The sequence below is a fragment of the Burkholderia sp. 3C genome, assembly GCF_054589155.1.
The window spans coordinates 102,618-126,364 of sequence record NZ_BAAILN010000107.1 but is presented as its reverse complement, the minus strand read 5'-3'; the positions used below and the strand labels follow the sequence as shown (position 1 = coordinate 126,364).

General features: G+C 67.8%; 19 protein-coding genes and 1 pseudogene. 13 read left to right on the top strand and 7 right to left on the bottom strand.

Features of this window, described 5'->3' with window-relative positions:
* Window positions 1-35 precede the first annotated feature (35 nt).
* On the top strand, window positions 36-2,438 hold the full coding sequence (locus ACYP33_RS21265; RefSeq protein ID WP_459623804.1) for a PAS domain S-box protein: 2,403 nt from the start codon (window positions 36-38) through the stop codon (window positions 2,436-2,438).
* Window positions 2,439-2,628: 190 nt separating this feature from the next.
* Window positions 2,629-3,165: a type 1 glutamine amidotransferase domain-containing protein gene (locus ACYP33_RS21260; protein ID WP_414449703.1), complete on the top strand. Its 537-nt coding sequence runs from the start codon at window positions 2,629-2,631 to the stop codon at window positions 3,163-3,165.
* Between the two features lie 40 nt (window positions 3,166-3,205).
* On the opposite strand, the gene ACYP33_RS21255 is transcribed toward ACYP33_RS21260, so the two are convergent.
* Complete coding sequence (locus ACYP33_RS21255) at window positions 3,206-3,976, bottom strand: hypothetical protein (protein ID WP_459623803.1); 771 nt, start codon at window positions 3,974-3,976, stop codon at window positions 3,206-3,208.
* Between ACYP33_RS21255 and ACYP33_RS21250 the strand changes: the two genes are divergently transcribed.
* Complete coding sequence (locus tag ACYP33_RS21250; protein ID WP_459623802.1) at window positions 3,975-4,373, top strand: VOC family protein; 399 nt, start codon at window positions 3,975-3,977, stop codon at window positions 4,371-4,373. The two genes, ACYP33_RS21255 and ACYP33_RS21250, sit on opposite strands and share 2 nt — an antisense overlap.
* Before the next feature lie 23 nt (window positions 4,374-4,396).
* Here the strand turns inward: ACYP33_RS21250 and ACYP33_RS21245 are convergent, their stop codons facing one another.
* Window positions 4,397-4,747 (bottom strand): winged helix-turn-helix transcriptional regulator, encoded by a 351-nt coding sequence (locus ACYP33_RS21245; RefSeq protein ID WP_414445566.1) that lies wholly within the window; start codon window positions 4,745-4,747, stop codon window positions 4,397-4,399.
* Window positions 4,748-4,830: 83 nt separating this feature from the next.
* Between ACYP33_RS21245 and ACYP33_RS21240 the strand changes: the two genes are divergently transcribed.
* A complete protein-coding gene (locus ACYP33_RS21240; RefSeq protein WP_459623801.1) occupies window positions 4,831-5,646 on the top strand; it encodes an SDR family NAD(P)-dependent oxidoreductase in 816 nt (271 codons plus the stop codon).
* Between the two features lie 44 nt (window positions 5,647-5,690).
* On the opposite strand, the gene ACYP33_RS21235 is transcribed toward ACYP33_RS21240, so the two are convergent.
* Window positions 5,691-6,668, bottom strand: a complete 978-nt coding sequence (locus tag ACYP33_RS21235; RefSeq protein ID WP_459623800.1) for a GlxA family transcriptional regulator — start codon at window positions 6,666-6,668, stop codon at window positions 5,691-5,693.
* Between the two features lie 77 nt (window positions 6,669-6,745).
* On the opposite strand from ACYP33_RS21235, the gene ACYP33_RS21230 reads away from it, so the two are divergent.
* Together ACYP33_RS21230 and ACYP33_RS21225 are read left to right on the top strand one after the other, a co-directional pair.
* On the top strand, window positions 6,746-7,465 hold the full coding sequence (locus tag ACYP33_RS21230) for a DJ-1/PfpI family protein (RefSeq protein WP_459623799.1): 720 nt from the start codon (window positions 6,746-6,748) through the stop codon (window positions 7,463-7,465).
* 298 nt (window positions 7,466-7,763) lie between these two features.
* On the top strand, window positions 7,764-8,939 hold the full coding sequence (locus tag ACYP33_RS21225; RefSeq protein WP_459623798.1) for a porin: 1,176 nt from the start codon (window positions 7,764-7,766) through the stop codon (window positions 8,937-8,939).
* A gap of 24 nt (window positions 8,940-8,963) precedes the next feature.
* Here ACYP33_RS21225 and ACYP33_RS21220 read toward each other — a convergent pair whose 3' ends face one another.
* The gene (locus ACYP33_RS21220) at window positions 8,964-9,908 is read right to left on the bottom strand and encodes a LysR family transcriptional regulator (protein ID WP_414449695.1); all 945 of its coding nucleotides are present in this window, start codon (window positions 9,906-9,908) and stop codon (window positions 8,964-8,966) included.
* Between the two features lie 242 nt (window positions 9,909-10,150).
* Here ACYP33_RS21220 and ACYP33_RS21215 point away from each other — a divergent pair, with 242 nt between their 5' ends.
* Together ACYP33_RS21215 and ACYP33_RS21210 are read left to right on the top strand one after the other, a co-directional pair.
* The gene (locus ACYP33_RS21215; protein WP_414449694.1) at window positions 10,151-11,461 is read left to right on the top strand and encodes an MFS transporter; all 1,311 of its coding nucleotides are present in this window, start codon (window positions 10,151-10,153) and stop codon (window positions 11,459-11,461) included.
* The gene (locus ACYP33_RS21210) at window positions 11,458-12,666 is read left to right on the top strand and encodes a M20 aminoacylase family protein (protein WP_459623797.1); all 1,209 of its coding nucleotides are present in this window, start codon (window positions 11,458-11,460) and stop codon (window positions 12,664-12,666) included. The genes ACYP33_RS21215 and ACYP33_RS21210 overlap by 4 nt, the downstream gene beginning before the upstream one ends.
* A 69-nt stretch (window positions 12,667-12,735) precedes the next feature.
* Here ACYP33_RS21210 and ACYP33_RS21205 read toward each other — a convergent pair whose 3' ends face one another.
* Together ACYP33_RS21205 and ACYP33_RS21200 are read right to left on the bottom strand one after the other, a co-directional pair.
* Window positions 12,736-13,317, bottom strand: a complete 582-nt coding sequence (locus ACYP33_RS21205) for a hypothetical protein (RefSeq protein ID WP_459623796.1) — start codon at window positions 13,315-13,317, stop codon at window positions 12,736-12,738.
* A 60-nt stretch (window positions 13,318-13,377) separates the two neighbouring features.
* Window positions 13,378-13,896: a hypothetical protein gene (locus ACYP33_RS21200; RefSeq protein WP_459623795.1), complete on the bottom strand. Its 519-nt coding sequence runs from the start codon at window positions 13,894-13,896 to the stop codon at window positions 13,378-13,380.
* A gap of 740 nt (window positions 13,897-14,636) precedes the next feature.
* On the opposite strand from ACYP33_RS21200, the gene ACYP33_RS21195 reads away from it, so the two are divergent.
* From ACYP33_RS21195 to ACYP33_RS21175, 5 genes are read left to right on the top strand one after another with little or no spacing between them, the layout of a single operon-like run.
* A complete protein-coding gene (locus ACYP33_RS21195) occupies window positions 14,637-17,012 on the top strand; it encodes a PgaA family protein (protein ID WP_459623794.1) in 2,376 nt (791 codons plus the stop codon).
* Window positions 17,013-17,041: 29 nt separating this feature from the next.
* Window positions 17,042-19,126 (top strand): poly-beta-1,6-N-acetyl-D-glucosamine N-deacetylase PgaB, encoded by a 2,085-nt coding sequence (gene pgaB / locus ACYP33_RS21190; protein ID WP_459623793.1) that lies wholly within the window; start codon window positions 17,042-17,044, stop codon window positions 19,124-19,126.
* Window positions 19,123-20,376 (top strand): poly-beta-1,6-N-acetyl-D-glucosamine synthase, encoded by a 1,254-nt coding sequence (gene pgaC / locus ACYP33_RS21185; RefSeq protein ID WP_414449688.1) that lies wholly within the window; start codon window positions 19,123-19,125, stop codon window positions 20,374-20,376. Before pgaB ends, pgaC begins: the two co-directional genes overlap by 4 nt.
* Complete coding sequence (locus tag ACYP33_RS21180) at window positions 20,369-20,929, top strand: Biofilm PGA synthesis auxiliary protein PgaD (RefSeq protein ID WP_414449687.1); 561 nt, start codon at window positions 20,369-20,371, stop codon at window positions 20,927-20,929. The genes pgaC and ACYP33_RS21180 overlap by 8 nt, the downstream gene beginning before the upstream one ends.
* A gap of 8 nt (window positions 20,930-20,937) precedes the next feature.
* Window positions 20,938-22,428: a hypothetical protein gene (locus ACYP33_RS21175; protein ID WP_459623792.1), complete on the top strand. Its 1,491-nt coding sequence runs from the start codon at window positions 20,938-20,940 to the stop codon at window positions 22,426-22,428.
* Window positions 22,429-22,728: 300 nt separating this feature from the next.
* On the opposite strand, the pseudogene ACYP33_RS21170 reads toward ACYP33_RS21175, so the two are convergent.
* Window positions 22,729-23,745: pseudogene (locus ACYP33_RS21170) on the bottom strand (TolB family protein); the annotation flags it as partial.
* Window positions 23,746-23,747: the final 2 nt, after the last annotated feature.

Sequence of the window (23,747 nt, the reverse complement as noted above, 5' to 3'; positions counted from 1 at the left end):
ACCCAACGCGATCGACACCACAACAGTCACCAATCATGACAAGTACAACGACTTATCAAGCCGGCCCGTCGGGAGACTGGGAGCGCGCATGGGTGCAGACGACCGGGGATTACTCGATCTGCACGCTGGCGCCGGACGGCCGCATCCTGAGCTGGAATCGCGGCGGGGAACGCATTCACGACTGCCGGAGCGCCGATATCGTCGGCCGGCATTTTTCCGGGTTCTATCCGGAGCACGACCGCGCGGCCGGCGTGCCCGGCCACGCCCTGGCCGGCGCCGCCGAGCACGGCCACCATGCCGGCCTTGGCTGGCGCCTGCGCAGCGGCGGTGCGCCGTTCTGGGCCAGCGTCGTGATGACCGCGCTGCGCGGCGACGACGGCACGCTGCTGGGCTTCGTCGAGGTCGTGCGCGACCTCAGCGACGAGAAGGCGGCCTACGACGCGGCGCTCGAGAACGAGCGCCAGTTCCGGCTGCTGGTGCAGGGCGTGGTGGATTACGCGATCTTCATGCTGTCGCCCGACGGCCGCGTGGTGAGCTGGAACCCGGGCGCCGAGCGCATCAAGGGCTATACGGCCGAGCAGATCGTCGGCTCGCATTTCTCGCGCTTCTACACGCCCGAAGATGTGGCGGATGGCGTGCCGGAGCGTGCGCTCGCCACGGCGCGCGACGAAGGGCGCTTCGAGGCGGAAGGCTGGCGGGTGCGGCGCGACGGCAGCCGTTTCCTCGCCCATGTCGTGATCGACGTGATTCGGCACGACGGCGTGATCGTGGGCTTCGCCAAGGTGACGCGCGACATCACGGAGCGCCGCAAGGCCGCCGAGCAGCTCGACCAGGCGCGCGCCGCGCTGTTCCAGTCGCAGAAGATGGAGGCGCTCGGCCAGTTGACGGGCGGCGTCGCCCACGATTTCAACAACGTGCTGCAGGTGCTGCGCGGCAATCTCGATCTGCTCACGCATCGCCACGAGCACGACCCGTGGACGCTCGAACGGCTGCAAAAGGCGATCGACGCGACCGAGCGCGGCTCGCGGCTTGCCGCGCATCTGCTGGCGTTCGGCCGGCAGCAGGCGCTGCAACCGCTGGTGGTGAGCCCCGAGCGCCAACTGCGCGAGATGGACGCCTTGCTGCGCCGCACGCTCGGCGACGCCATCGAGATCGATACGGTGGTCGCGCCGGGGCTGTGGTTCGCGATGCTCGATCCGCACCAGTTCGAGAACGCCGTGCTCAATCTCGCCGTCAACGCGCGCGAGGCGATGCCCGAGGGCGGCAAGCTGACGCTCGAACTGTCGAACGAGACGCTCGACGAGGGCTACGTCGCGGCCGAGCCCGACGTGCTGCCGGGCCAGTACGTGATGCTGGCCGTGACCGACAACGGCGTGGGCATGTCGCACGACGTGCTGGCCCGCGCGTTCGACCCGTTCTTCAGCACCAAGCCGGAAGGCATCGGCACGGGCCTGGGCCTCAGCATGGCCTACGGCTTCGTCAAGCAGAGCGGCGGGCATATCCGCATCTACAGCGAGGTCGGCTACGGCACCACCGTGAAGGCATATTTCCCGATGACGTACGAGGCGCTCGCCGCCACGCCGTGCGCCGCGCCCGAGACGCCGCAGCAGGGCAGCGAGACGGTGCTGGTGGTGGAGGACGATCTGTCGGTGCAGTCGACCGTGATCGACACGCTGACGGGGCTCGGCTACGAGGTGCTGAAGGCCAGCGACGCGCATCAGGCGCTGGCCGTGATCGGCAGCGGCGCGCGCATCGACGTGCTGTTTACCGACGTGGTGATGCCGGGGCCGTTGAGCAGCCCGGAGATGGCGCGTCTGGCCAAGCAGCAGTTGCCCGCGCTCAAGGTGCTGTTCACGTCGGGCTACACGCGCAATGCGATCGTGCACGGCGGCCGGCTGGACCCTGGCGTCGAGCTGTTGAGCAAGCCGTATAGCCGCCAGCAACTGGCGACCCGGCTGCGCGGGCTGTTGAGCGCGGCTGGCGAGGCGGCAGCGCCGGCGGCACCGGTGATGGCGAGCGAGCCGATTGCGGTGGAACCGGCTGCAGCGGCTGCATCGCCTGCGCCGGCCTTCGACGCGGCCGCCGCGAAGCGCGTGCTGGTGGTCGACGACGATATCGATTCGCTGGAGGCCACCGCCATGCTGCTGGAGATGAATGGCCTGACGGTGCTCAAGGCCGACCATCCGCGCAAGGCGCTCGAGCTGCTCGAAACCGAGCCATGCGGCGTGCTGCTGACCGATCTGGCCTTGCCCGACATCGACGGCATGGAACTGGCGCGTCTGGCGTTCGCGCGGTATCCCGGCATCGGCGTGATTTTCGCGTCGGGCCACGCCGTGTCGCGGATGCAGGCGTTCGATTTCGCCTGGACCGCGTTGCAGAAGCCGTTCGATGCGGACCAGTTGTTCGACGCGGTGGAGCGGATCGTTCGAGGCACGTGAGGGCTGTTGGGCGTTCGGCGGCTGGGGTCGGGTCCGCTGAACGCCGCCGGGTAAATTCTGCAAGCCGTGTAGCAATCACCCGGGGCGCGTCGCTCGCGCCTCGCGCCCGCGTCGCGTTTGCCGGGCACCGTCGTTGCTCGATATGTCGTGACGGCCGATACGGAGCCGCAAACGAGAACAGGAGCACGTCATGGCAAACGCACTCGACCAACGCAAGATCGCGATCCTCGCGGTGGACGGATTCGAGGAAGTCGAACTGACCGAGCCGCAGCGCGCGCTGGCGGCCGAAGGCGCGCAGGTGCACGTGATTTCGACGCAGCACGGCGAGATCCAGGGTTTCCGGCACGTCGACAAGGGCGCGCGCGTCAAGGTGGACCGCACGTTCGACGAGGCGAGCGCGGCCGATTACGACGCGGTGGTGTTGCCGGGCGGCGTCGTCAACGGCGACGCGATCCGCATGGTGGACGACGCGCGCCGCTTCGTGACCGAGGCCACCCGGGCCGACAAGCCGATCGCCGTGATCTGCCACGGCGGCTGGCTGCTGGTGTCGGCCGGCGTGGTCGGCGGACGCAGGATGACGAGTTGGCCGAGCCTGCAGGACGACATCCGCAACGCGGGCGGCACCTGGGTGGATGAACCGGTGGTACGCGACGGCTCGCTGATTTCGAGCCGCAAGCCGGACGACCTGAAGGCGTTCAATGCGGCGCTGATCGACAGCCTCGCCTGAACGCGGGCGGGGCCGGTCGATTCACGGCGGATTCACTGATTCACTGCGCCTCGTTCACGCGCCCGTTGCCGAACATCGTCCGGTAATAGGCGCGTCCGGCCGCCAACGGCGCATCGAAGTCGAAACCGCGCGCCAGCATGTTTTGCAGGTCCGCATGCGCGATCTTCATGACGTAGCCGGATTCGGTCGCCACGAGCCGGCAGCGTGCGCCGTTCGCCACCGTCCGGTTGAACCATTGCCCCGCCTCGCCGCGCCCGGCGCGTTCGGCCCGGCCGTCGTGCTCGACTGCCCAGCCGCCGTCGAGCAGTATCCAGTCGTCCGAAGCGTTTTCGCTGCCGCCGGCGCGGCACGCATCGATGACGGACCCTTCCCGCACCTGCCATTCCTTCGAATGCGCGATCACCCATTGCAACTGCTCGGTCGACAGCGCCGTGAAGAACGGCGTGCGGCGCAGCAGGAACAGGTACGTGACGGACGGCTTCATCGACATCTGGCCGGCCGCATCGGGTTCGGCCTGCGCGTGGCATCCCGCCGTCGAGGCGAGCAGCGCGGAGGCAAGGCACAGGGCGAGCAGGGGGCGAAGTCGGTGGAGAAGCAGGGCGATGAGCTTGGGCATGGCGGGCGGTGGCGTGGCGAAGTCGCATCGCATGATGGGCCGGCCCGCGCCGCGTGTCATTGCCGTGCGCGAAGTTCTGAATTCAACCGGCGCGAATGAAGCGTGCGTTGCCCGGTTGCCGTGCTGCTGACAGCACGGTGTCAGCAGCCTCCTCGTAGCATGCGCCGACACATCGACTTCAGGAGGAAACCCCATGGACTTCGTCTCCACCCGCATCATCACCGACGACATTCGCCGGCTGGTCGGCTTCTACGAAACGCTCGGCCTCACGGCCACCTGGTACACCGACGATTTCGCCGAACTGGCGTCGCCGTCGTGCACGCTGGCGGTCGGCAGCAAGCGCACCATGGACCTGTTCGGCGCGGGCGCGGCCACGCCCGGCAGCAACCGCGCGATGATCGTCGAGTTTCGCGTGGACGACGTCGACGCCGCGTTCGCGCGGCTCGAACCGCATCTCGCCGACATCGTGCAGGCGCCGGTCACGCAGCCGTGGGGCAACCGCTCGGTATTGTTTCGGGATCCGGACGGTAATCTCGTCAACCTGTTCACGCCCGTGACCGAGGATGCGATTCGCAAGTTCGCGAAGGCTTGAGCGGTGAATCCGCCATGCCGTGCTCACGCCGGATGGCGCGCCGAGAACTGCCGCGCGGCAATGAGCACCGGCAGCAACTGCCGGCCCCGCTCCGTCAACTGATATTCGACGCGCAACGGCTTCTCGCCGAAATCGATGCGCTCGATCAGGCCGTCGGCCGCCAACTCGCGAAGGTGCTGGGTCAGCATCTTCTGCGAGATGCCGGGCAGGTCGCGTTTCAACTGCAAGGTGCGCAGCGCCGGATCGGCGTAGAGCCGGAACAGGATCGGCAGCTTCCAGCGCCCGTGGATCATGCGGATCACGCGCGCGACATGCGCGACCGAGCCGTCCGGGCCGAGGCAGGCCTCGCGCGCTTCGGGCGAGATGGGGGCCATGGGCACCGAAAAGTGCGTACTTGTTTCGTTCACTCGTGCTCCCTATCGTGGCGTCTTCGTAGACGAAGCGTGAGGGATAGGCGATGGATTTGCAATTGCACGGCAAGACGGCGCTGGTGACGGGAAGCAGCAAGGGCATCGGCGAGGCGCTGGCCAGGACGCTCGCGCGGGAAGGCGCGTTCGTGGTGGTGCATGGCCGCGATGCCGGGCTGGCCGCGCGCGTGGCCGGCGAGATCGCCGGGCAGGGCGGCCGGGCCGCGTTCGTGACGGGCGACCTGACGGACGACCACGCGGTGCGGCGGCTGGTCGACGATGCGCAGGCCCGCGCCGGACGCATCGATATCCTGATCAATAACGCGGGCGGCTCGGGCGGCTCGCGCGACGATTGGAACACGACGCAGGCCGGCGCGTGGGCGTCGGCCTACGACCGCAACGTGCTGGCCGCGGTGCGCGTCGCCACGCGGCTGCTGCCCGCCATGCGCGCGGCCTGCTGGGGGCGCGTGATCAATATTTCGAGCCTGGCCGCGACGATTCCGCCGCCCAGCGCGCCCGACTACTCGGCCAGCAAGGCCGCGATCAATGCACTGACCTCGTCGATGGCGAAGGCCGTGGCGGCCGACGGCGTGACGGTCAATGCCGTCTCGCCGGGCACGATCCACAGCGCCGCGCTCGATGCGCGGTTTCGCGAGGTGGCCGCCGAGCGCGGGCTGGCCGAGCGCGACGGCGCGTGGGAGGCGGTCGAGCGGGCCGTGCTGCCGAGCTTCGCGCAGGTGCCGATGGGGCGGGTCGGGCGGCTCGACGAGATCGCCGACGCCGTGGCGTTTCTTGCCAGCCCGCTCGCGGGCTACATCACGGGGGTGAACCTGCGGATCGATGGCGGGTTGTCGCCGGGGGTGTGACGCACCGCCACGAAGCCCATGCATTTGCTTCGCGCTGCTTACGACTACGACGCCTCATGCTTCTCGCTGAAGCGCTGCCGCCATTGCGTCGGCCCGATCGCGAACTGCCGGACGAACGCGTTGCGCAGGCGCTCCTCGCGGCCGAAGCCGGTGCGCCGCGCCACTTCCGACAGCGAATACGTGGTGGAGGTCAGCAGCGATTGCGCGCGTTCGAGGCGCAGGCCTTGCAGCGCCTTGCCGGGCGGCATGCCGATCTTCTCGGTGAAATGGCGGATGAAGGTGCGCGGCGACATGCCGGCCTCGTCGGCCAGGTCGGTCACCTTCAGCGGCCGGTGCAGGTTCTTGCCGAGCCAGTCGAACAGCGTGCCGAAGCCGTCGGCGGTTTGCAGCGCCAGCGGCGTGCTGAATTGCGCCTGCCCGCCCGAGCGCCGCATGTACACCACCAGCCGCCGCGCGGCGAGCGCCGCCAGCGCGTTGCCGAAATCCGCCTCGACCATCGCCAGCGCGAGATCGATGCCGGCGGTCACGCCGGCCGAGGTCCAGACCCGGCCGTCGCGCACCCAGATCGGATCGGGCTGCACCTCCACCGACGGGAATTCCCGCGCCAGCGCCGCGCACGAGCGCCAGTGGGTGGCCGCCTTGCGCCCCGCGAGCAGCCCGGCCTCGGCCAGCAGGAACGCGCCGGTGCAGACCGAACACACCCGCTCGGCGCGCTCGGCCAGCGCCCTGACTTGCCGCACGATCTCGGGCGACTTGCGCGCCGCATGCACGCCCGGGCCGCCCGGGATCACGAGCGTGTCGAAGCGCCCGTCGGGCGGCGGCTCGGTCAGCACCGTCATGCCGCCTTGCAGCCGGCGCGGGCCGCCATTCTCGGACACCACGCTGCACCGGTAACGCTCGACCATCGCCTCTTCGCTGGCGGTGTCGAAGGTCTGGAGCGGGCCGGACACGTCGATCGGCTGGGCGCCGTCGAACACGAAGATCACGATCCGGCGAGGGGGCGGGGAGGCAAGGGCAGGCATTGGCAAAAAATACGCGTTTTCTGTCTTTTTTGCCAGTACGCGGGCTGATTCAATGGCGTCACCACTCGGAGGATTCCATGACCCCATCGCTCGAACTTGCCCCCCAAACCCAAACCGCCGGCCTGCTGCTGTTCTCGGACATGACGCAACTGGACCTGACCGGCCCGCTCGAAGTGCTCGGCCGGCTGCCCGGCTGGCGCGTGGAAATCGTCGCGCCGAGTCGCGCGCCGGTGCGCACCGACAAGGGCCTGGTGATCCAGCCCGACGCCGATTTCGCCGGCGCGTCCGCCTACGACCTGTTCGTCGTGCCGGGCGGCCCCGGCACGGACGAGGCGATGCTCGACCCGCAGATCGTCGGCTTCGTGCGCGAACGCGCGCTCGCCGCGAAATACATCTTCGGCATCTGCACCGGCTCGCTGCTGCTCGGCGCGGCCGGCCTGCTGAACGGCCGCCGTTCAGGCGGCCACTGGCAGGCGCGCGACCTGTTGAACCGGTTCGGCGCGATCCCCAGCGACGAACGCCTGACGATCGACGGCAATATTTACACGTCGGGCGGCGTCACGGCCGGCATCGACATGGCCCTGCGCGTGGCCGCCGAAGTGGCCGGCGAGGACGTCGCCCAGCAGATCCAGTTGCAGATCGAATACGACCCGGAGCCGCCATTCCAGGCCGGCACGCCGTTCGTCGCGCCGCGCGCGATCGTCGAGCGGGCGTTGCAGGCCACGGCGGTGCGTCGCGCGATTCGCGTGGCCGCCGTCGAGAAGGCGGCGCAGCGGCTCGCGGCAGTGGCCGGCTGAGGCAGGCGGGCAGATGCATGCCGTCAACGGGGCGCTCGGCGCGCCCATGTTTCCACGCATACGCCGAAGCTGTTCGCCGTCGAGTGCGCTCGACGATCAGACAGCGGAGTTGAACCACGCGCCGGAGGTGTTCCGGATGACGTGAAGCCGTCATGCCGTGCTATGCCCGCGAGGCATAGCGCACCCAGTTTTTAGGTAATACCCGCGATTTTTGATCGCCACTACCATCCCCTTGCCTGAAATCGTCAGGAAAAACTAATCAGTAGTTCTATGCGAAATCGATCAAGGGGATTGGAGCATGAAGAAGCTGTTGATCACCATCGCGGTGCTGGGCGCGATGACGGAAGCCGCGCATGCGCAGGGCAGCGTGACCTTGTACGGAATCATCGACGAAGGCATCAACTACACGTCGAACGCGGGCGGCCATTCGCTGTACAACCTGTCGTCGGGGATGCTGCAGGGCAGCCGGTTCGGCCTGCGCGGCGAGGAGAACCTGGGCGGCGGGTTGAAGGCGGTATTCACGCTGGAGAACGGCTTCGACGTGAACAGCGGCAAGCTCGGGCAGGGCGGCCTGATGTTCGGCCGACAGGCGTTCGTCGGGCTGGCCAGCGAGCGCTTCGGGCGCGTCACGCTGGGGCGGCAATACGATTCGGTGGTCGATTACGTCGGCATCCTGAGCGTGGCCGATGCATGGGGCGGCACGATCGCGGCGCATGCGGGCGACATCGACAACTTCAACAACTCGTATCGCACCAACAACACGGTCAAGTACGTCGGCCCGCGCTACGGCGGCTTCACGTGGGGCGGCACCTACAGCGTCGGCGGCGTGGCGGGCAGCGTGTCGCAGAACCAGATCTGGTCGCTCGGCGCGGGCTACGCGGGCGGGTCGGTCACGTTGGGCATCGGCTACCTCAACGCGCGCACGCCGTCGAACCTGGGCGGCCTGTTCGGCAACAGCACATCGGCCGCGACGCCGGCCGTCGTCAGCAATCCGATCTATTCCGGCTACGCGTCCGCCAATTCGTACCAGGTGATCGCGCTCGGCGGCACCTATGCGATCGGCGCGGCCACGCTCGGCGCGACCTACTCGAACGTGCGCTTCCTTAACCTCGGCGGCAACGGCGCCACCGGCTTCCGCGCGGGCGGCAGCGCCACCTTCGACAACGCGGAACTGAGCCTGCGCTATCAACTGACGCCGGCGCTGCTGCTGGCCTCCGGCTTCGACTACACGCGCAGCAATGCGGTGACGCTGGCCAACGGCGCGAGCAATGCCGGCGCGCGTTACTACCAGGGCGAGATCGGTGCGGACTACGCACTGTCGAAGCGGACCGACGTGTATTTCTCGGCCGTGTACCAGAAGGCGTCGGGCCACGATTCGACGGGCAAGGACGCCGTGGCGGCGCTCACGAGCCTGAGCGCCTCATCCACCGACCATCAGGCCGCCGTGCATCTCGCGATCCGCCAGAAGTTCTGATCGCGGGCCGCCGGGCGTCGCCTCTCAGGCCGGCACGTCTGCCTGCTGCGGCGTTTCGCCGGCCCATGTCGCATACGGGTCGAACGGCACGCGCGGTTCCATGTCGCGGATGAAGCGCGCGAGCGGCCCGTTCAGTTGATCGCGCTTCCACACGAACTCGACCGGGTAGGTCAGCGTCAGCTCAGGGTGCGCGATCAACGCCGTGGACGACGGGCAGCAATGCAGCGCGCTGTCCGGCACGATCGAATAGCCGAACCCGGCGGCCACCAGCCCGAGAATCATGGTGGTGTCGCCGCCGACCTGCACGATGTTCGGCGAGAACCCGGCAAGCTGGCATTGACGGATCAGGAAGTCGTAGTAGGCGGGCGAGGTGTCGCGATCGAACCAGACGCACGGCAGTTGCGCGAGATCGGACAGCCGTTCGGGCACCTCCATCGTGATGCCGCCCCGCTTCGGCACGGCGATGCGCAGCCCGCAATCGAACACGGTGATCGCGTCGAAGCGCGTGTCGCGCACATCGCGCCAGCCGAGAAAGCCGCCGTCGAGTTCGCCATTGGCCAGCGCCGTCAGTTGCAGGGACGACAGCATCGGTTCCACCCGCAGCGAGATGGCCGGTTGCGCCTCGCGAAACCGGTTGAACTGCGAGAGTATTGCCGGGTGCCAGCTATAGGCGGGCGACAGCCCGAGCCGCAGCGCGCCCGCGCTGCCTTGCGCGACGCGCAGCGCGCGTTGCCGCGCCGACTGAAAATCGATCAGCAGCTTTCTCGCATCCAGCGCGAATTGTTCGCCCGCCGCCGTCAGCTCGACGCCGCGCGCGCTGCGCGAAAACAGCGGCGCGCCCAATTCCTCCTCCAGATCGCGGATCTGCCGGCTCAAGGCCGGCTGCACGATGTGCAACTGCCGCGCGGCGGCCGCCACGCTGCCCGAATCGGCCACCGCGAGAAAGTAACGAACGTGTCGGATATCCATGTGAAATGCGGGAATCGAAGTGCGTGAAGACGTGCCTGGAGTCTTGCATGCCAAAAGCATTCCGGCCAGCCGGGAGCGACCCGCGACACGCCGCGCGCGGCGGGTCGAAAACCCTTGCCGGATCGGCGTTTTCCCTTGGGGTATGCCTTTCGGGTATCCCCGCTATTTTTGAATAGTATGGCGGCGGCGAGGGGGGCGGACGGTAGATTGAGGCCTATTCCAACATCGACAGAACCGCTCCCATGAACCGCTCCGGTGCACTCCACGACCCAGCCGCGTCCTCCGAACGCAGGACCTTTGCGGCCGCCTCGGTCGGCAATCTGCTCGAAATCTACGACTTCATTGCCTACGGCATTTTCGCGGTGCCGATCTCGCGCACCTTCTTCGCTACGCAGTCCGAATTCAGTTCGCTGCTGCTGACGTTCATGACGTTCGCGGTGGGTTTCGCCGCGCGCCCGTTCGGCGCGCTGGTGCTGGGCCGCTATGCGGACCGCGCCGGCCGCCGCCGCGCGTTGAGCCTGACGCTGGTGCTGATGGCGGCCAGCACGCTGGTGCTGGCGGTCTGCCCGTCGTATGCGTCGATCGGCGTGGCCGCACCGGTGATCGTGGTGTGCGGACGCCTGCTGCAAGGCTTTTCGGCCGGCGGCGAGATCGGCGGCTCGGTCGCGTTGCTGATCGAGAACGCGCCGCAGCAGCGGCGCGGCTTCGCCTCGTCGTTCCAGCAGATGTCGCAGGGCGGCGGCGTGATGCTCGCCGGGCTGGTGGGCATGGCGCTCACGCACCTGTTCAGCGATGCGCAGATCAACGCGGGCGCGTGGCGTCTTGCGTTCGTGTTCGGCGTGCTGATCGGGCCGGTGGGCTGGTACGTGCGCCGCTCGATTCCGGAAACGCCGGCGTTCGAACGCGCCAGCCGGCAGCGCGCCGAGCCGCTCGTGCCGCAACTCGTGCAATACCGCTGGCGGCTGATCGGCGGCGTCGCGATCATGGTGTTCTGGACCATCGCGACCTACGTGTCGAACTACTTCACCACCTACTCGGTGCGCGAGCTGCACATGAGCCTGTTCGACAGCTACCTCGGGCAACTGGCGTACGGCGTCACGATGGTCGTCGCGTGCCCGCTGGTGGGCCTGCTGTCGGACCGGATCGGCGTGCGCCGCCCGATGCTGTTCGGCGCGCTGCTCACGGCGCTGGGCGCGTATCCGATGTTCCTGTTCCTGTCCCGACACCCGGATCGCCTCTCGCTGATGGCCGTGCAATCCGTCATTGCGCTGCTGCTGGCCTGCTACGCGGCGTGCGCCTCGAACGTGCTGGCCGGCGTGTTTCCGGTGCGGTTCCGCGCCACCGGCGTGGGCCTGTCGTACGCCACCGGCGTGACGCTGTTCGGCGGCCTGACGCCGCTGATCGTCACCACCCTGATCAACGCAACCGGCGACAAGCTGGTGGTGGGCTACTACCTGGCCGCCGCCGCGCTCGTCAGTTGCATTCCGGTTGCGCTGTCCGCGCGCGCCGGCTCGAATTCCGAACAACCGGCGCACGGCGCCCTGACCGAATGACCTTCCTGAACGACCCGCGCCTCGGCGCCATCGAACCCGACCTGATTCGTATCCGACGACATCTGCACGCCCACCCCGAACTGCGCCACGAGGAGGAGCACACCGCCGACTACGTCGCGCGGCTGCTGACGAGCTGGGGCATCGACGTGGAGCGCGGCATCGGCGGCCACGGCCTGGTGGGCGTGCTGCGCTGCGGGCGTGGCGCCCGCTCGATCGGCCTGCGCGCCGACATGGACGCGCTGCCGATCCACGAGCTGAACCGCTTCGCCCATGCCTCGCGCCATCCCGGCAAGATGCACGCGTGCGGCCACGACGGCCACACCGCCATGTTGCTCGGCGCGGCGCGCTACCTGGCCGAGCAGCGCGATTTCGACGGCACCGTCAATTTCATTTTCCAGCCGGCCGAGGAGGGCGGCGCCGGCGCGCGCCTGATGATCGAGGACGGCCTGTTCGAGCGCTGCCCGATGGATGCCGTGTTCGGCGCGCACAACTGGCCAGGCATCGCGGCCGGCAGCTTCGCGCTGCGGCCCGGCCCGATCATGGCGTCGAGCAACACGTTCGCCGTCGAATTGACCGGCGCCGGCGCGCACGCCGCGCAGCCGCATCGCGCGGCAGACCCGGTGGTGGCCGCCACGGCGCTGGTGCAGGCGTGGCAGAGCGTGGTCGCGCGCAACATCGATCCGAACGAGGCGGCGGTGCTCTCCGTCACGGAGATCCATGCCGGCAGCGCGATCAACGTGATCCCGGGGCACGCGACCTTGAGCGGCACGGTGCGCGCGTTCAAGCCCGAGGTGCTCGACCGTATCGAGCAGCGCATGCGCGAGCTGGCGCGGGGCATCGCCTCGGCCTACGAGATGCGGCTCGATTTCACGTTCGAACGCATGTATCCGGCGCTCGTCAATCATCGCGACGAGACGGCCTTCGCGGCCGGCGTGCTCGAATCGGTGTTCGGCGCGGCGAGCGTGGATGCCGAGGTGGCGCCGCAGATGCCGTCCGAGGATTTCGCGTTCTACATGCAGCACCGGCCCGGCTGCTACGTGTTCATCGGCAACGGCGACGGCTCGGAGCACGGCCAGTGCGGTTGCGCGATTCCGCTGCACAACCCCAATTACGATTTCAACGATGCGCTGCTGAAGCCGGGGATGGCGTGGTGGGTGTCGCTGGTGAAGGCGTGGTTGCCGAAGGTGGCGGCGAAGGCGGCCTGAGGCGGTTGGAACGAACCGGGCATGACCGGCGCGGCCTGAGCGTGCAGCACGCCGCCGATCCCGTCGGCCTCAGTGTCGATACAGGTTCGCGAAGAACGGATCGGGAGCGGGCGGGCGCGCCGGCACGCGATAGGCGACGCGCTGGATCGGGCGGCGCGGCGCGGCGTGAAGCCGCGTCGACACCTTCCAGCCGCGCACTGCCGCACGCGCCGCCGCGTGCGGGCGTGCTGCTGCCAACGCCACGGCGGGCGCGGCGGCCAGCGTGGCCGCCGCAGCGGTGCTCATCACCGGCGGCGTGGCCGAAACCTGCGCCAACGCCGCATCGCCTTGCAGCGCTCGCGCGGCCTCGCTGGCCCGGCCCATGCATTCCCATTGCCGGGCCTGCGCGCAATCGAGCGCCTGCGTCAGCAACAGCCCCGCCGGTGCATCGCCCACCAGGATCGGCGGCGTCGCGCTGACCGTGCCGATGATCGGCTCGCCATCCGACGTAGCCGGCGCTTCGGTCTCCGAAGAATGCCAGAAGGCGTGCGTCGGGTTGTAGCGCAGCCCCGCGCTCAAGGCGATCAGATAGAACACCAGACTCAACGCGACGGTCCAGCCGATGCGCGGCGCGCTGACAAGCGAGATGCTCGGTTGATCGGATGTGCTCATGGTTGTCTTGCCTCCTCGTGGGGTGTCCCTGCTCGGGTCGAACGGCGCGAAGCCGGTGCGTTACCAGGTGATGCGTGCGTCGAGGTCGCCGGTCTTGACGATGTCGAACTTCATCGCGCCCTGGTAGGTGGCCTCGACGCGGTATTCCGCATCGGGCAGCGAGAAGCGGCAATTCGGCCCGGCCGCGACGAAATCCATCAGCACGCGGCCATGGCGGCGCACCTTGACGGCCACGTCGGACGGCGGCGAAGCCGTGTTGGAGGCGGCGAAGCTCACGCCGAGATTGAACGGATGCTGCGGATCGGGCGCATGCACCTGCTTGTCGATGTCGGCGTTGCCGCAGACGTAATAGAGCATCGGCCGGGGTGTCTTGGCGCTTGTCGGGGCGGGCGTCGACGGGGCTGCCGGCGGCGTTGCGGCCGCCACGGCCGGGGGCGGCGTGATCGTGGCCGGTTGCGCGCCTTCGCCTACCGGATGGGCGATCTGCGCACCGGCCGGCAGGACGGATGCCGCCAAGGTGGTGGCAAGACACCACTGGCTTGCACGCACCCAATTAATTCTCGTGATGAATGCCGCCATTGGCTTCTCCGTCGTTAAAGAGCAATCAGGATACGGACGAGAAGAATGAAATGCAAACATCATAGGCGACTCAGTAAATATTTCTAATTTGAACCTCGAATAAGAATTAATGACCGATAAAACCGACATCAATCAGTAATCGATTCTGATTGTAACGGGAGTAACGAGATGAAACGTTTCGGGAATCGTTTCAATCCCGCCGATTAGAATGCTTTCTCGTATCGGTAGTGGCATGGTCGCTTGAATATGCTTTAAAACAGAATCTTTAAAGCTGGTTTGACGATTTGCCGCTATTGGCGGCCGCTTTCATCAAAGCGGAGCCGTCTCACCATCGACGTTCCAGAAGTCGATGACGCGCCGCGTCGGCGCTTCCTGTCCGGCCTTTGCGCTCCTTGTGCGACGGCCGGCTCCCTTGGCGTTCGCCATTATCTGGCTATCGCGATTCGTTCGAATCGGCGGGGATGATTCGCCAATCGCGATGAAAGCGTAAGGGTGTGGACTGATAAAAACCAGGCTGACTTTATATGACGACAAACTCGATATATCAAATCCCGCAAAAAAGCATGGTCGATGCCGGTCGCCCCTTGTTGCCTGCCGTGATTTTCCTTGATTCGTGAAGATGTTGAGATTTTGTCAAATTTCAACGCAATGACCTGATTCGCCGTTTGGCGGCAATAGGTCATTTTCACCGATCGCGTGCCTGTTTTACCGACGGAACGCTTTAAAGGGAAATCGTATCGATGATCGAGTTCAAGCGTTTGCGCGTGCCGCCTCGCCGGTGGCCGCTGGGTGCCTGTGCGCCCGCGACGGTCGTGCCGATGGTGCTGTTGTCGGCCTATGCGACGTTGGATAGTGGGGAAGCGTGCGCGCAGGAAGCGCCGCCTTCCGGGCCGGTGGTTTTCATGGTCGAGATGCCGGACGATCCGGCCAGCCCCGTGCCGGCCGGCCGGCCAATGCCGGGCAGCGCGCCGGTGCAGGAACCACCGCATCGCAAGGCGGAGCCGCAAGCGCCGACTGCCGGGGCCAACCTCGGCACCGTCGGCAACGGCATGCCGCCCGTGGTCCACGCCGTGCCGATGCCGGAAGACGGTGCGCCCGGCCCGACGCTCGCGGCCGGCAGCACGCTCGCACCGAGCCCCGCCCCCACGCCGGAACCGCCTCCGCCGCCCTCGCAATCGGTGCCGGAAGCCGTGGCGAAATTGTCCGAATCGTCCGAAACCTCGGCATCGCCCGACGAGAACCTGCGCAAGCAGGTGCTGACGCTGGCCACGGGTGGCGGCGCGGTGCGTGCGCTCGTGCTGGCCCGGGCGCGGCCCGACGTGTTCTCGCCGGTCGATCTCGCGCGCATCGAGGAACTGAGCATCCGCCAGGAAGTACGCGGCGGCCGCGCCAAGGTGCGCGAGATGACCAGCGCCGACCGCTTCGATGCGCTCGACCGCGCGATCCGCGAGGCCGAGGCGTTCGACCAGCGCCTGCCTGCCACGCCCGACTACGCGCCGATTCGCGCGTCGCTGGCCGGCGACCGCGCCGTGGCCTATGCCGCACACGGGCGCATGAAGGATACGGTGGCGGTGTTCGAGACGATTCCGCCCGGCAGCGACGTGTCGATCGACGCGCTGGCGGCGGTGGGCGACGCCTATGCCTATCTGCAACGGCCCGACAAGGCCGAGTGGGCCTACCGCCGCGCCATCGCGCAGTTCACCGCGCCCGCGCCCGATGCGGCCACGCTCGGCTATCAATACGGCGCGCACACGCGCCTGATCGATTTGCGCGAGGACCTGTTCTACGCGCTGACCGATCAGAACCATTACGTGCAGGCGCAACAGGTGCTGGAAGACATGCGGCGCGCGTTGCCGTCCGCCGCGAAGATCAACCAGTGGGACCCGGCCAACGACGACTACCTGCGCTATTACCGGCTGCTCGCGCAAAGCCGCATCTACATGGGCCAGACGAGCACCGGCATGGCCGGCCTGCAACGCCTCGAGGAGCAGGTGCCGTTCAGCGCCGAGGTGCGCGATGCGCAAGCCGACGCGATGCTCGGCAATTCGCAGACGCGACGCGCGCGCGACACCTACGCCGGCACGCTGACCGATCACCCCGACGACGTGGAGACGATGGCCGGCCTGGGCCGCGCGTCGCTGGCGCTCGGCGATTACCGCCGCGCGCACCAGATCGACGACACGTTCGGCACGACCTTTCCCGAGAGCGGGGCGGTGCGCGCGTTCAAGCGCGATTACGCCGCGTATCGCGCGCCGGTGCTGTCGATCGAAGTGAACGGCGAGCACGGCAATTCGGAGCTGGCCGACAACGAGTTCAGCATCGACACGATGCTGTATTCGCCGCCGATCCTCGACAACTGGCGCGTGTTCGGCCACACCTACTACGGCCACGCGAACACCGATATCGGCAATATCAGCCGCACGCGCACCGGCATCGGCGGCGATTACCGCAACGGCGGGCTGTCGATTACCGGCGAGGCCACGCGCTCGCTCGGCGCGGACGGCCGGATGGGCGCGAACGGCGAGGTCAACTACGCATTCAACGATTACCTGTCGGCGAGCGCATCGGTGGACACCGATTCGAACGCGCTGCCGTGGAAGGCCTATCTCGATCACCTGTGGGGCAAGACCGCGCAGTTCAGCTTCAACTTCACCGATACCGACCGCCGCTCCGCCTCGCTCACGTATTCCGCCGCGCGCTACAGCGATTCGAACTTCAACCAGGAGATCACCCTGAGCGGCACGCAGCGCGTGTTCACCGCGGCCAACCAGTTCGTCAACCTGACGATGAACCTCGGCACCGGCAGCAACACCATCGCCAACGCGAACTACTACGCTCCGGGGCGCGACTACACGGCCGAACTGGTGGCGATGCATCAGTGGTCGCTGTGGCGCAGCGGCGAGAAGGGCCTGCAACAGCGCATCTACCTGACCGCCGGCGCGTACAACGAGCGCGGCTTCGGCACCAGCCCCGAGCTGGGCGCGCGCATCGAGCACGTCTGGAGCTTCAGCCACAACGTCGCGCTCACCTACGGCCTCGGCTTGCTCAGTCATGCGTACGACGGCTCGCGGGAATTGTCGGCGACGGCTTACGGCTCGCTCACGGTGCCTTTCTGAGCGCCTGTCTCGAACGGAGAACGATAACGATGGAATCCAGACGACGGTTCATTTGCAGTTGCATCGGGGCGCTGGCCGGCTGCACGCTGTTTCCGAGGCTCGCCCCGGCGCGCCTGATCGACCTGCTGCCGCCGGCGGATGTGGCCGACGGCCTGACGTTCCGCACGCTGTGCTTTCACGACATTCGCGACAACCTGCAGGAAGAGTTCGCCACCAACAACGTGACCGACCCGTACGCGGTGGATACCGGCACGCTGACCTCGATCTTTTCCTGGATCGATGCGAACGGCTATCACCCGGTCAGCCTCGGCGCGGTGCTGGCCGCGCGCAGCGGCGGCAAGCCGCTGCCGGCGCGCGCCGTGCTGCTGACGTTCGACGACGGCTTTCGCAGCCATCACGAGAAGGTGCTGCCGCTGCTCAAGCAGTTCAACTACCCGGCGGTGATGGCGATCGTCACGTCGTGGGTGGATACCCCGGCCGATACCGGCGTGCGCCTGTCCGACACGCTGGTGGTGCCGCGCGACACGTTCATGTCGTGGGACGAGGTCAAGGACGTGGCCGCTTCGGGCCTCGTGGAACTGGCCTGCCATACGCACGATCTGCATCACGGCGCGATCGCCAATCCCCAGGGCAACGAACTGCCGGCGGCCACCTCGCATCTGTATCTGCGCGATCAACAGCGCTACGAAACCGATCAGGAGTTCGAAACGCGCGTGCGCACCGATCTCGGCCGCTGCATTCGCCAGGTCAAGGCGCATACCGGCTTCACGATCCGCTCGATGGTCTGGCCGTACGGCGCGCAGAACCTGACGGTGCGCACGGTGTCGGCCGAGCTCGGCATGCAGACCCAGTTCACGCTGGAATCCGGCCCGAACACGCGCGACGTGCCGCTCGACCGCATGCGCCGGATTCTCGCCACCTACGACATCGATGTGGGCGGCCTGGAGCGCTCGATGCGCGAGCCGTGGCAGAACCGCGGCCGCGTCAATCCGGTGGAGCGGGCGGTGGTGGTGTCGCTCGACGATGTGTACGACCCGTCGCCCGAACGGCAGGAGAAGAAGCTCGGCGACCTGATCGAGCGGATCTTCCGGCTGCGCCCGAGTTCGGTGTATCTGCAGGCGTTTTCCGACCCGTCGCGCTCGGGGCTGGCCGAGGCGGTGTATTTCCCGAACCGGCACCTGCCGGTGCGCGCGGATCTGTTCAGCCGCGCGGCCTGGCAATTGAGCACGCGGGCGCGGGTGTCGGTGTATGCGTGGCTGCCGGTGCTGTCGTTCGCGGTGCCGGCCAGGCTGGCCGGGCGCGTCGAGTTCGTGAGCGCGGCCGACGGCGGCAGCCCGCCGCCTGGCGCGTCGGGCGTGCGTCGCCTGAGCCCGTTCGATCCGGCCGCGCGCGCGTTCGTGCGCGAGATGTACGAGGATCTCGGCCGCTATGCGGCGTTTTCCGGCGTGCTGTTCGGCGAGGACGCGATGCTCGGCGACGCCGAGGATGCGGGCCGCCACGCGGGCGATACCTATGTGCGCTGGGGTCTGCCGCGCGAGGTCGGGCAGATCCGCGCCGATCCCGCGCTGGCGCGGCGCTGGGGCGAACTGAAGACGCGCCACTTGATCGAGTTCACGCAGGAATTGCAGCAGATCGTGTTCGACAGTCAGAACAGCGGCGAGGTGCTGACGGTGCGCGCGATCTTCCCGGATGTACTGCTCGATCCGCAGGCCGGCGGCCGCTACGCGCAGGATTACGCGGCATTCCTCGGCGATTACGATTTCGTCGGCCTGCTGGCGATGCCGTCGCGGCAGGGCATCGGCTCGGTCGATGCGTGGCTCGGCAAGCTCGGCGGCACCGTGAAACAGGTGACGGACGGCCCGCGCCGCACGGTGTTCATGCTGGAGGCGGTCGATTCGCGCAGCGGCGCGCGCGTGCCGGGCAAGCGGCTGGCCGAACAGATGGCGCATCTGCGCGAGGCCGGCATGGTCAGCTACGGCTACTACCCCGACGATTTCGCGCACGACCAGCCCGAGGCGCTCGCGCTGCGCGACGTGATGTCGGTGCGCGCGCGGCTCGATCCGACCTCGATCAACGCGTTGCTCAGCAGTGCCAAGGCCCCGGGAGCGAAATGATCCATCTCGTCATCAACCGGCTCCAGGATTTCATCTTCTTCTACCCGTTCTTCATGTCCTACCTGTGGATGATCGGCGGGACCGTGCATTTCTTCGTGCTCGAACAGGGCCGCGAGCGCTCGCCGGAAGCGCTCGCGCGAGCCGGGATGCCGAAGGTGGCGGTGATCGTGCCGTGCTACAACGAGGAGGCCAACGCGCGCCGCGTGTTCAGCCATCTGGCGGCGCTCGACTATCCGAACTACGAGATCATCGCCGTCAACGACGGCAGCCGCGACCGCACCGGCGAGGTGCTCAACCAACTGGCCGCCGAGATCCCGCGCCTGACGGTCGTGCATCACGCGAAGAACGAGGGCAAGGCGATCGGACTGACCACCGCCACGGTGGTGACCGACGCGCCGTTCCTGATGTGCATCGACGGCGATTCGCTGCTCGACAAGGATGCGATCAGCTGGATGCTGGAGCACTTCATCGCCGATCCGAGCGTGGGCGCGGTGACGGGCAACCCGCGCATCCGCACCCGCACCTCGCTGCTCGGGCGCATGCAGGTGGGCGAGTTCTCGTCGATCATCGGCCTGATCAAGCGCACGCAGCAGGTGTACGGGCGCATCTTCACGGTGTCGGGCGTCAGCACCATGTTCCGCAAGAGCGCGCTGGCGGATGTCGGCTACTGGAGCTCGGACATGCTGACCGAGGACATCGACATCAGCTGGAAGCTGCAATGCAACGATTGGCGCGTGGCCTACGAGCCGCACGCGATCAGCTGGATTCTGATGCCCGAGACGCTGCGCGGCCTGTACCGCCAGCGGCTGCGCTGGGCCAAGGGCGGCGTGCAGGTGCTGCTCAAGTACGCGCCGCGCCTGCTGCACCGCTCGCAACTGATGATGTGGCCGATCTTCATCGAATATCTGCTCGGCATCGCGTGGGCCTATTCGATGTCGCTGATGCTGGTGCTGGCGCTGATCAACACGATCCACCCGTTGCCGCCCGACTGGCAGGTGTCGCTGATCCCGCGCTGGCACGGCATGTTGCTGGTGGCGACCTGCGTGTTGCAGATCTTCGTCGGCTGCCTGATCGACCGGCGCTACGACGAAAAGCTGATGCTCTATCTGATGGATTCCGTCTGGTATCCGATTGCCTTCTGGCTCATCAACATGGTCACGACGGTCGTGGCCTTGCCCGCGGTCGTCCTCGGACGCCGCGGCAAGCGCGCGATCTGGACCAGCCCCGACCGAGGTATTCAACATGACTGATTCGCCCGTCATCGACCTTTCGCTGCGCGCGCCCCGCAAGATCATCGCCGATTGGGGCGTCATGCGCGGCGTGGTGCTGGTTGCGTGGTTTCGTCTGGTGCGGCCGGCCTGCGTCGGCACCATGTGGGCCGTCATCACGCTGTATGCCTACCGCTATCTGCTGCCGTTCGATCAGGGCGATCTTTCGTGGCCCGAACTGATTTCCTACGTGGCGATCATCGGCACGATGGGCGCGGCATTGACGACCTGGATGATCCTCGCACACGTCGCGCATCCGTTCACGTCGAAATCGCGCATGCAGCGCCTGCTGCGGCGCAAGCCGCGCGTGACGGTGGCGCAGCCCGCGCTGTTCGCCGACACGGCGTCGCGCGACTGGGACCCGGAAGCGCGCGTGTTCGTGGCCTCGCACGATGCGAGCGGCATGATCGCGGCGCTGCGCCCGCAGCCGATCCCCGTGGCGTCGAGCGATGACGACGACGCGAAGGTGCCGGCCTCTGCGGAGCCGGCCTATCGCGCGCGGGTCGCGTACAAGATGGGCACGCCGCGCGAGTGAGCCGGGTGATGGAAAACAGGAACGCCGCGTATCGCCGTGCGGCCGGGCGTGCCCGCGGGGTAGGCATGCTGCGCGCCTGCCTCGGCGCGGCGCTCGTGTTGAGCGCGCTGGCGCGCCCGGCCGTGGCTGCCGACGTTGCCGCTGCCGAACCGCTCGGCGCTCATCGTGTACCGGCCAGTGCCGTGGCTGCTGACGTCGCCACGGCCGAACCGCTCGACGCTCGTCGTGTACCGACCAGTGCCGTGGCCACCGATGTCGCCACGGCTGAACCGCTCCATGCTCACCGCTTGCCGGCCAGTGCCGTGGTTGCCACCACCGCCACCACCGAACCGATCGATGCTCACCGCGCGCCGGCCGGGGCCGTGGTGGCGGTGCCCGCGCCCGGCTTCGGCGACGAGCGGCGTTTCATGCACGGCATAGCCACGGTGAGCGCCGGTCATGGAAGCCACTGGGTGTTCTTCAGCAGCTCCGGGTTGCCGCCGCGCGGCGCTAACGCCGACGGAAGCTGGCCGCACGACGTCTACGTCGGCCGATGGGCGCCGGGGCAGGCGGCGCTGGCCGGCGTGCATCGGTTCATCGGCCGCCCCGAGGCGCAGGAGCCGGTGTCCGTCGCGCAAAACACCGACGGCCGCCTGTTCGTCACGTTCGAGGACGGCTGGAACGCGCCGCGCAACGTGAGCCAGCGCTTCGGCGTGTATCGCGACGACCTCACGCCGATCGTGTCTTACCCGAGCGAGGTGGAATCGGGCGGCCATTCGGGCCACGTGGCCGCTGTCGGCCGCCGCTTCGTGGTGTTCTATTCGGAAGGCTGGGTGCAGGGCGGCGGCATCGACAACCTCGGCTCCGGCGACGGCGTGGCCGCGAAGGTGTACGACGGCGCGGGCACGCTGTTGCGGCGCGTCGAGGTCATGCCGCACGGCCGCGAATGGTGGCCGATGATCGCCGGCTCGCCGTCGCGCGCGTTGCTGGTCTGGCAGAAATTCATCCCCGGCGACACCATCGCACGCCTGCGCTACGCGCTGCTCGACCCGGCCACCGGCAAGTTCGTGCGCGTGCCCGGTTCGCTCGACGCGCTGCGCGTGCAGTACTACACCTATGCCGCCGAATGGGTGCCCGCCGTCGGGCGCTTCGTGCTGGAGGCCACGCTGGCGGACGGCCGCACCACCGTCATGCTGATCGACGAGGCCGGGCAGGTCACGGCGCGGCTGGCGTGTCTGCCGGCGTCGGTGCGCGAGGCCGGCGTCGTGGTCGATGGCGCGAACGCCTACGTGCCCACACGCGACGGCCGGCTGATGGCGCTCGCGCTGACCGGCGACTCGATCGCGCTGCACGGGCTGATGCCCGCGCCGTTCGCATGGGGCAACACGGGCGTGACCGGCATCGCGAACGGCCCGGCGTCGCTGCATATGGTGTCGCTGTCGCCGTTGGGTTTGCGCGAAGCCGATTTCGATACGCGCCAGGCCGTGCCGCCGGCCGAATCGGATCGATGCGGCCCGTAGCGGGGCGCGAAATGCTTCAGGGAAAAAGCAACGAGGCACGCGCCGGAAGCGGATTCCGGCGCGTGCCTCGTGGATGCGGACGCGAACGCCCGCTGAAGGGATGCCCGGCTTACGCCCGATGCACGCGACGGTGCGGCATCAGCCAGGTCTGGCTTACGCCCGATGCACGCGACGGTGCGGCATCAGCGAGGTCTGGCTTACGCCCGATGCACGCGACGGCGCGGCATCAGCGAGGTCTGGCTTACGCCCGATGCACGCGACGGTGCGGCATCAGCCAGGTCTGGCTTACGCCCGATGCAGACGACGGCGCAGCATCAGCGAGGTCTGGCTCGTCGCGTTGCCGCCGAAGTAGCTCGGCCCGAGCTTGGCGCGGCTCGTGTCGGCATTGACGCCGAACGGCGTCAGGCTCCAGCGCCGGCCGGTGACGGTGTCGCCCAGATAGAGCTGATAGCCGCCTGCCGTGGTCGACGAGAAGAACAAATAGTTCGTGCCGCTCACCGGCGCCGGATCGGAGTTGTTGCTGATGCAATCGTTCAGCGCCAACTGATCGGGCGTGGAGGCCGGGTCCGGCGTCTTCGCGTAGATCTGATCGAGTTGCCCCTTGTTCTTCCAGCGCGTATAGAACACCGTGCCGTCCGCGCGCGCGATCGGGTAGTAGGTCTGCAGGCCGGCCGGATGATCGTAGGTGCTGGTCACGCCGGTGCCGAGCATGCGCTTCATCAGGCCCATCTTCGCGCCGGTGCCGCTGGCGTAATACACGGCGCTGGCATCGGGCGCGAGAAACGGCATCGAGTATTCCGAGCCGGCCGGCACGTTGGTCAGGCTCGCCACCGACGTGAACACCGGGCCGGTGCTGGTGTACGACAGCGTGGCCAGCTTCACGTCGCCGTTCTGCTTGAACACGATCGATTTGCCGTCGGCGCTGAACTTCGGGTCCTCGTTGCGCGTGGCGCCGGTGCTGTTGGTCATGTTGATCGGCGCGGCGTTGCCGCCGAGCGCGAGCATGAACACGTTCCAGGCGTTGTTCGCGACGCCCATGAACGTCAGCCACTTGCCGTCGGGGCTGAATGCCGCGTTCATCGGGTCGGAGATCCCCCACGACGGCTGGCTCAGGCGGGTCAGCGTGTGGGCGGAAAAGTCGTACAGGTAGAGCTGGCTGGTGCCGTCTCCGTAATCGACATAGCTGTGATACACCAGCTTGCCGGTCAGCGAAGCGGGAAACGAGGCGTTCGATTGCGCGCGCGGATTGCTGATGCAGGCCGCATCGGCAGGACTGCTGCCGAACGCACCCGCGAGGCCCGTGAGGCCGAGGGCCATCC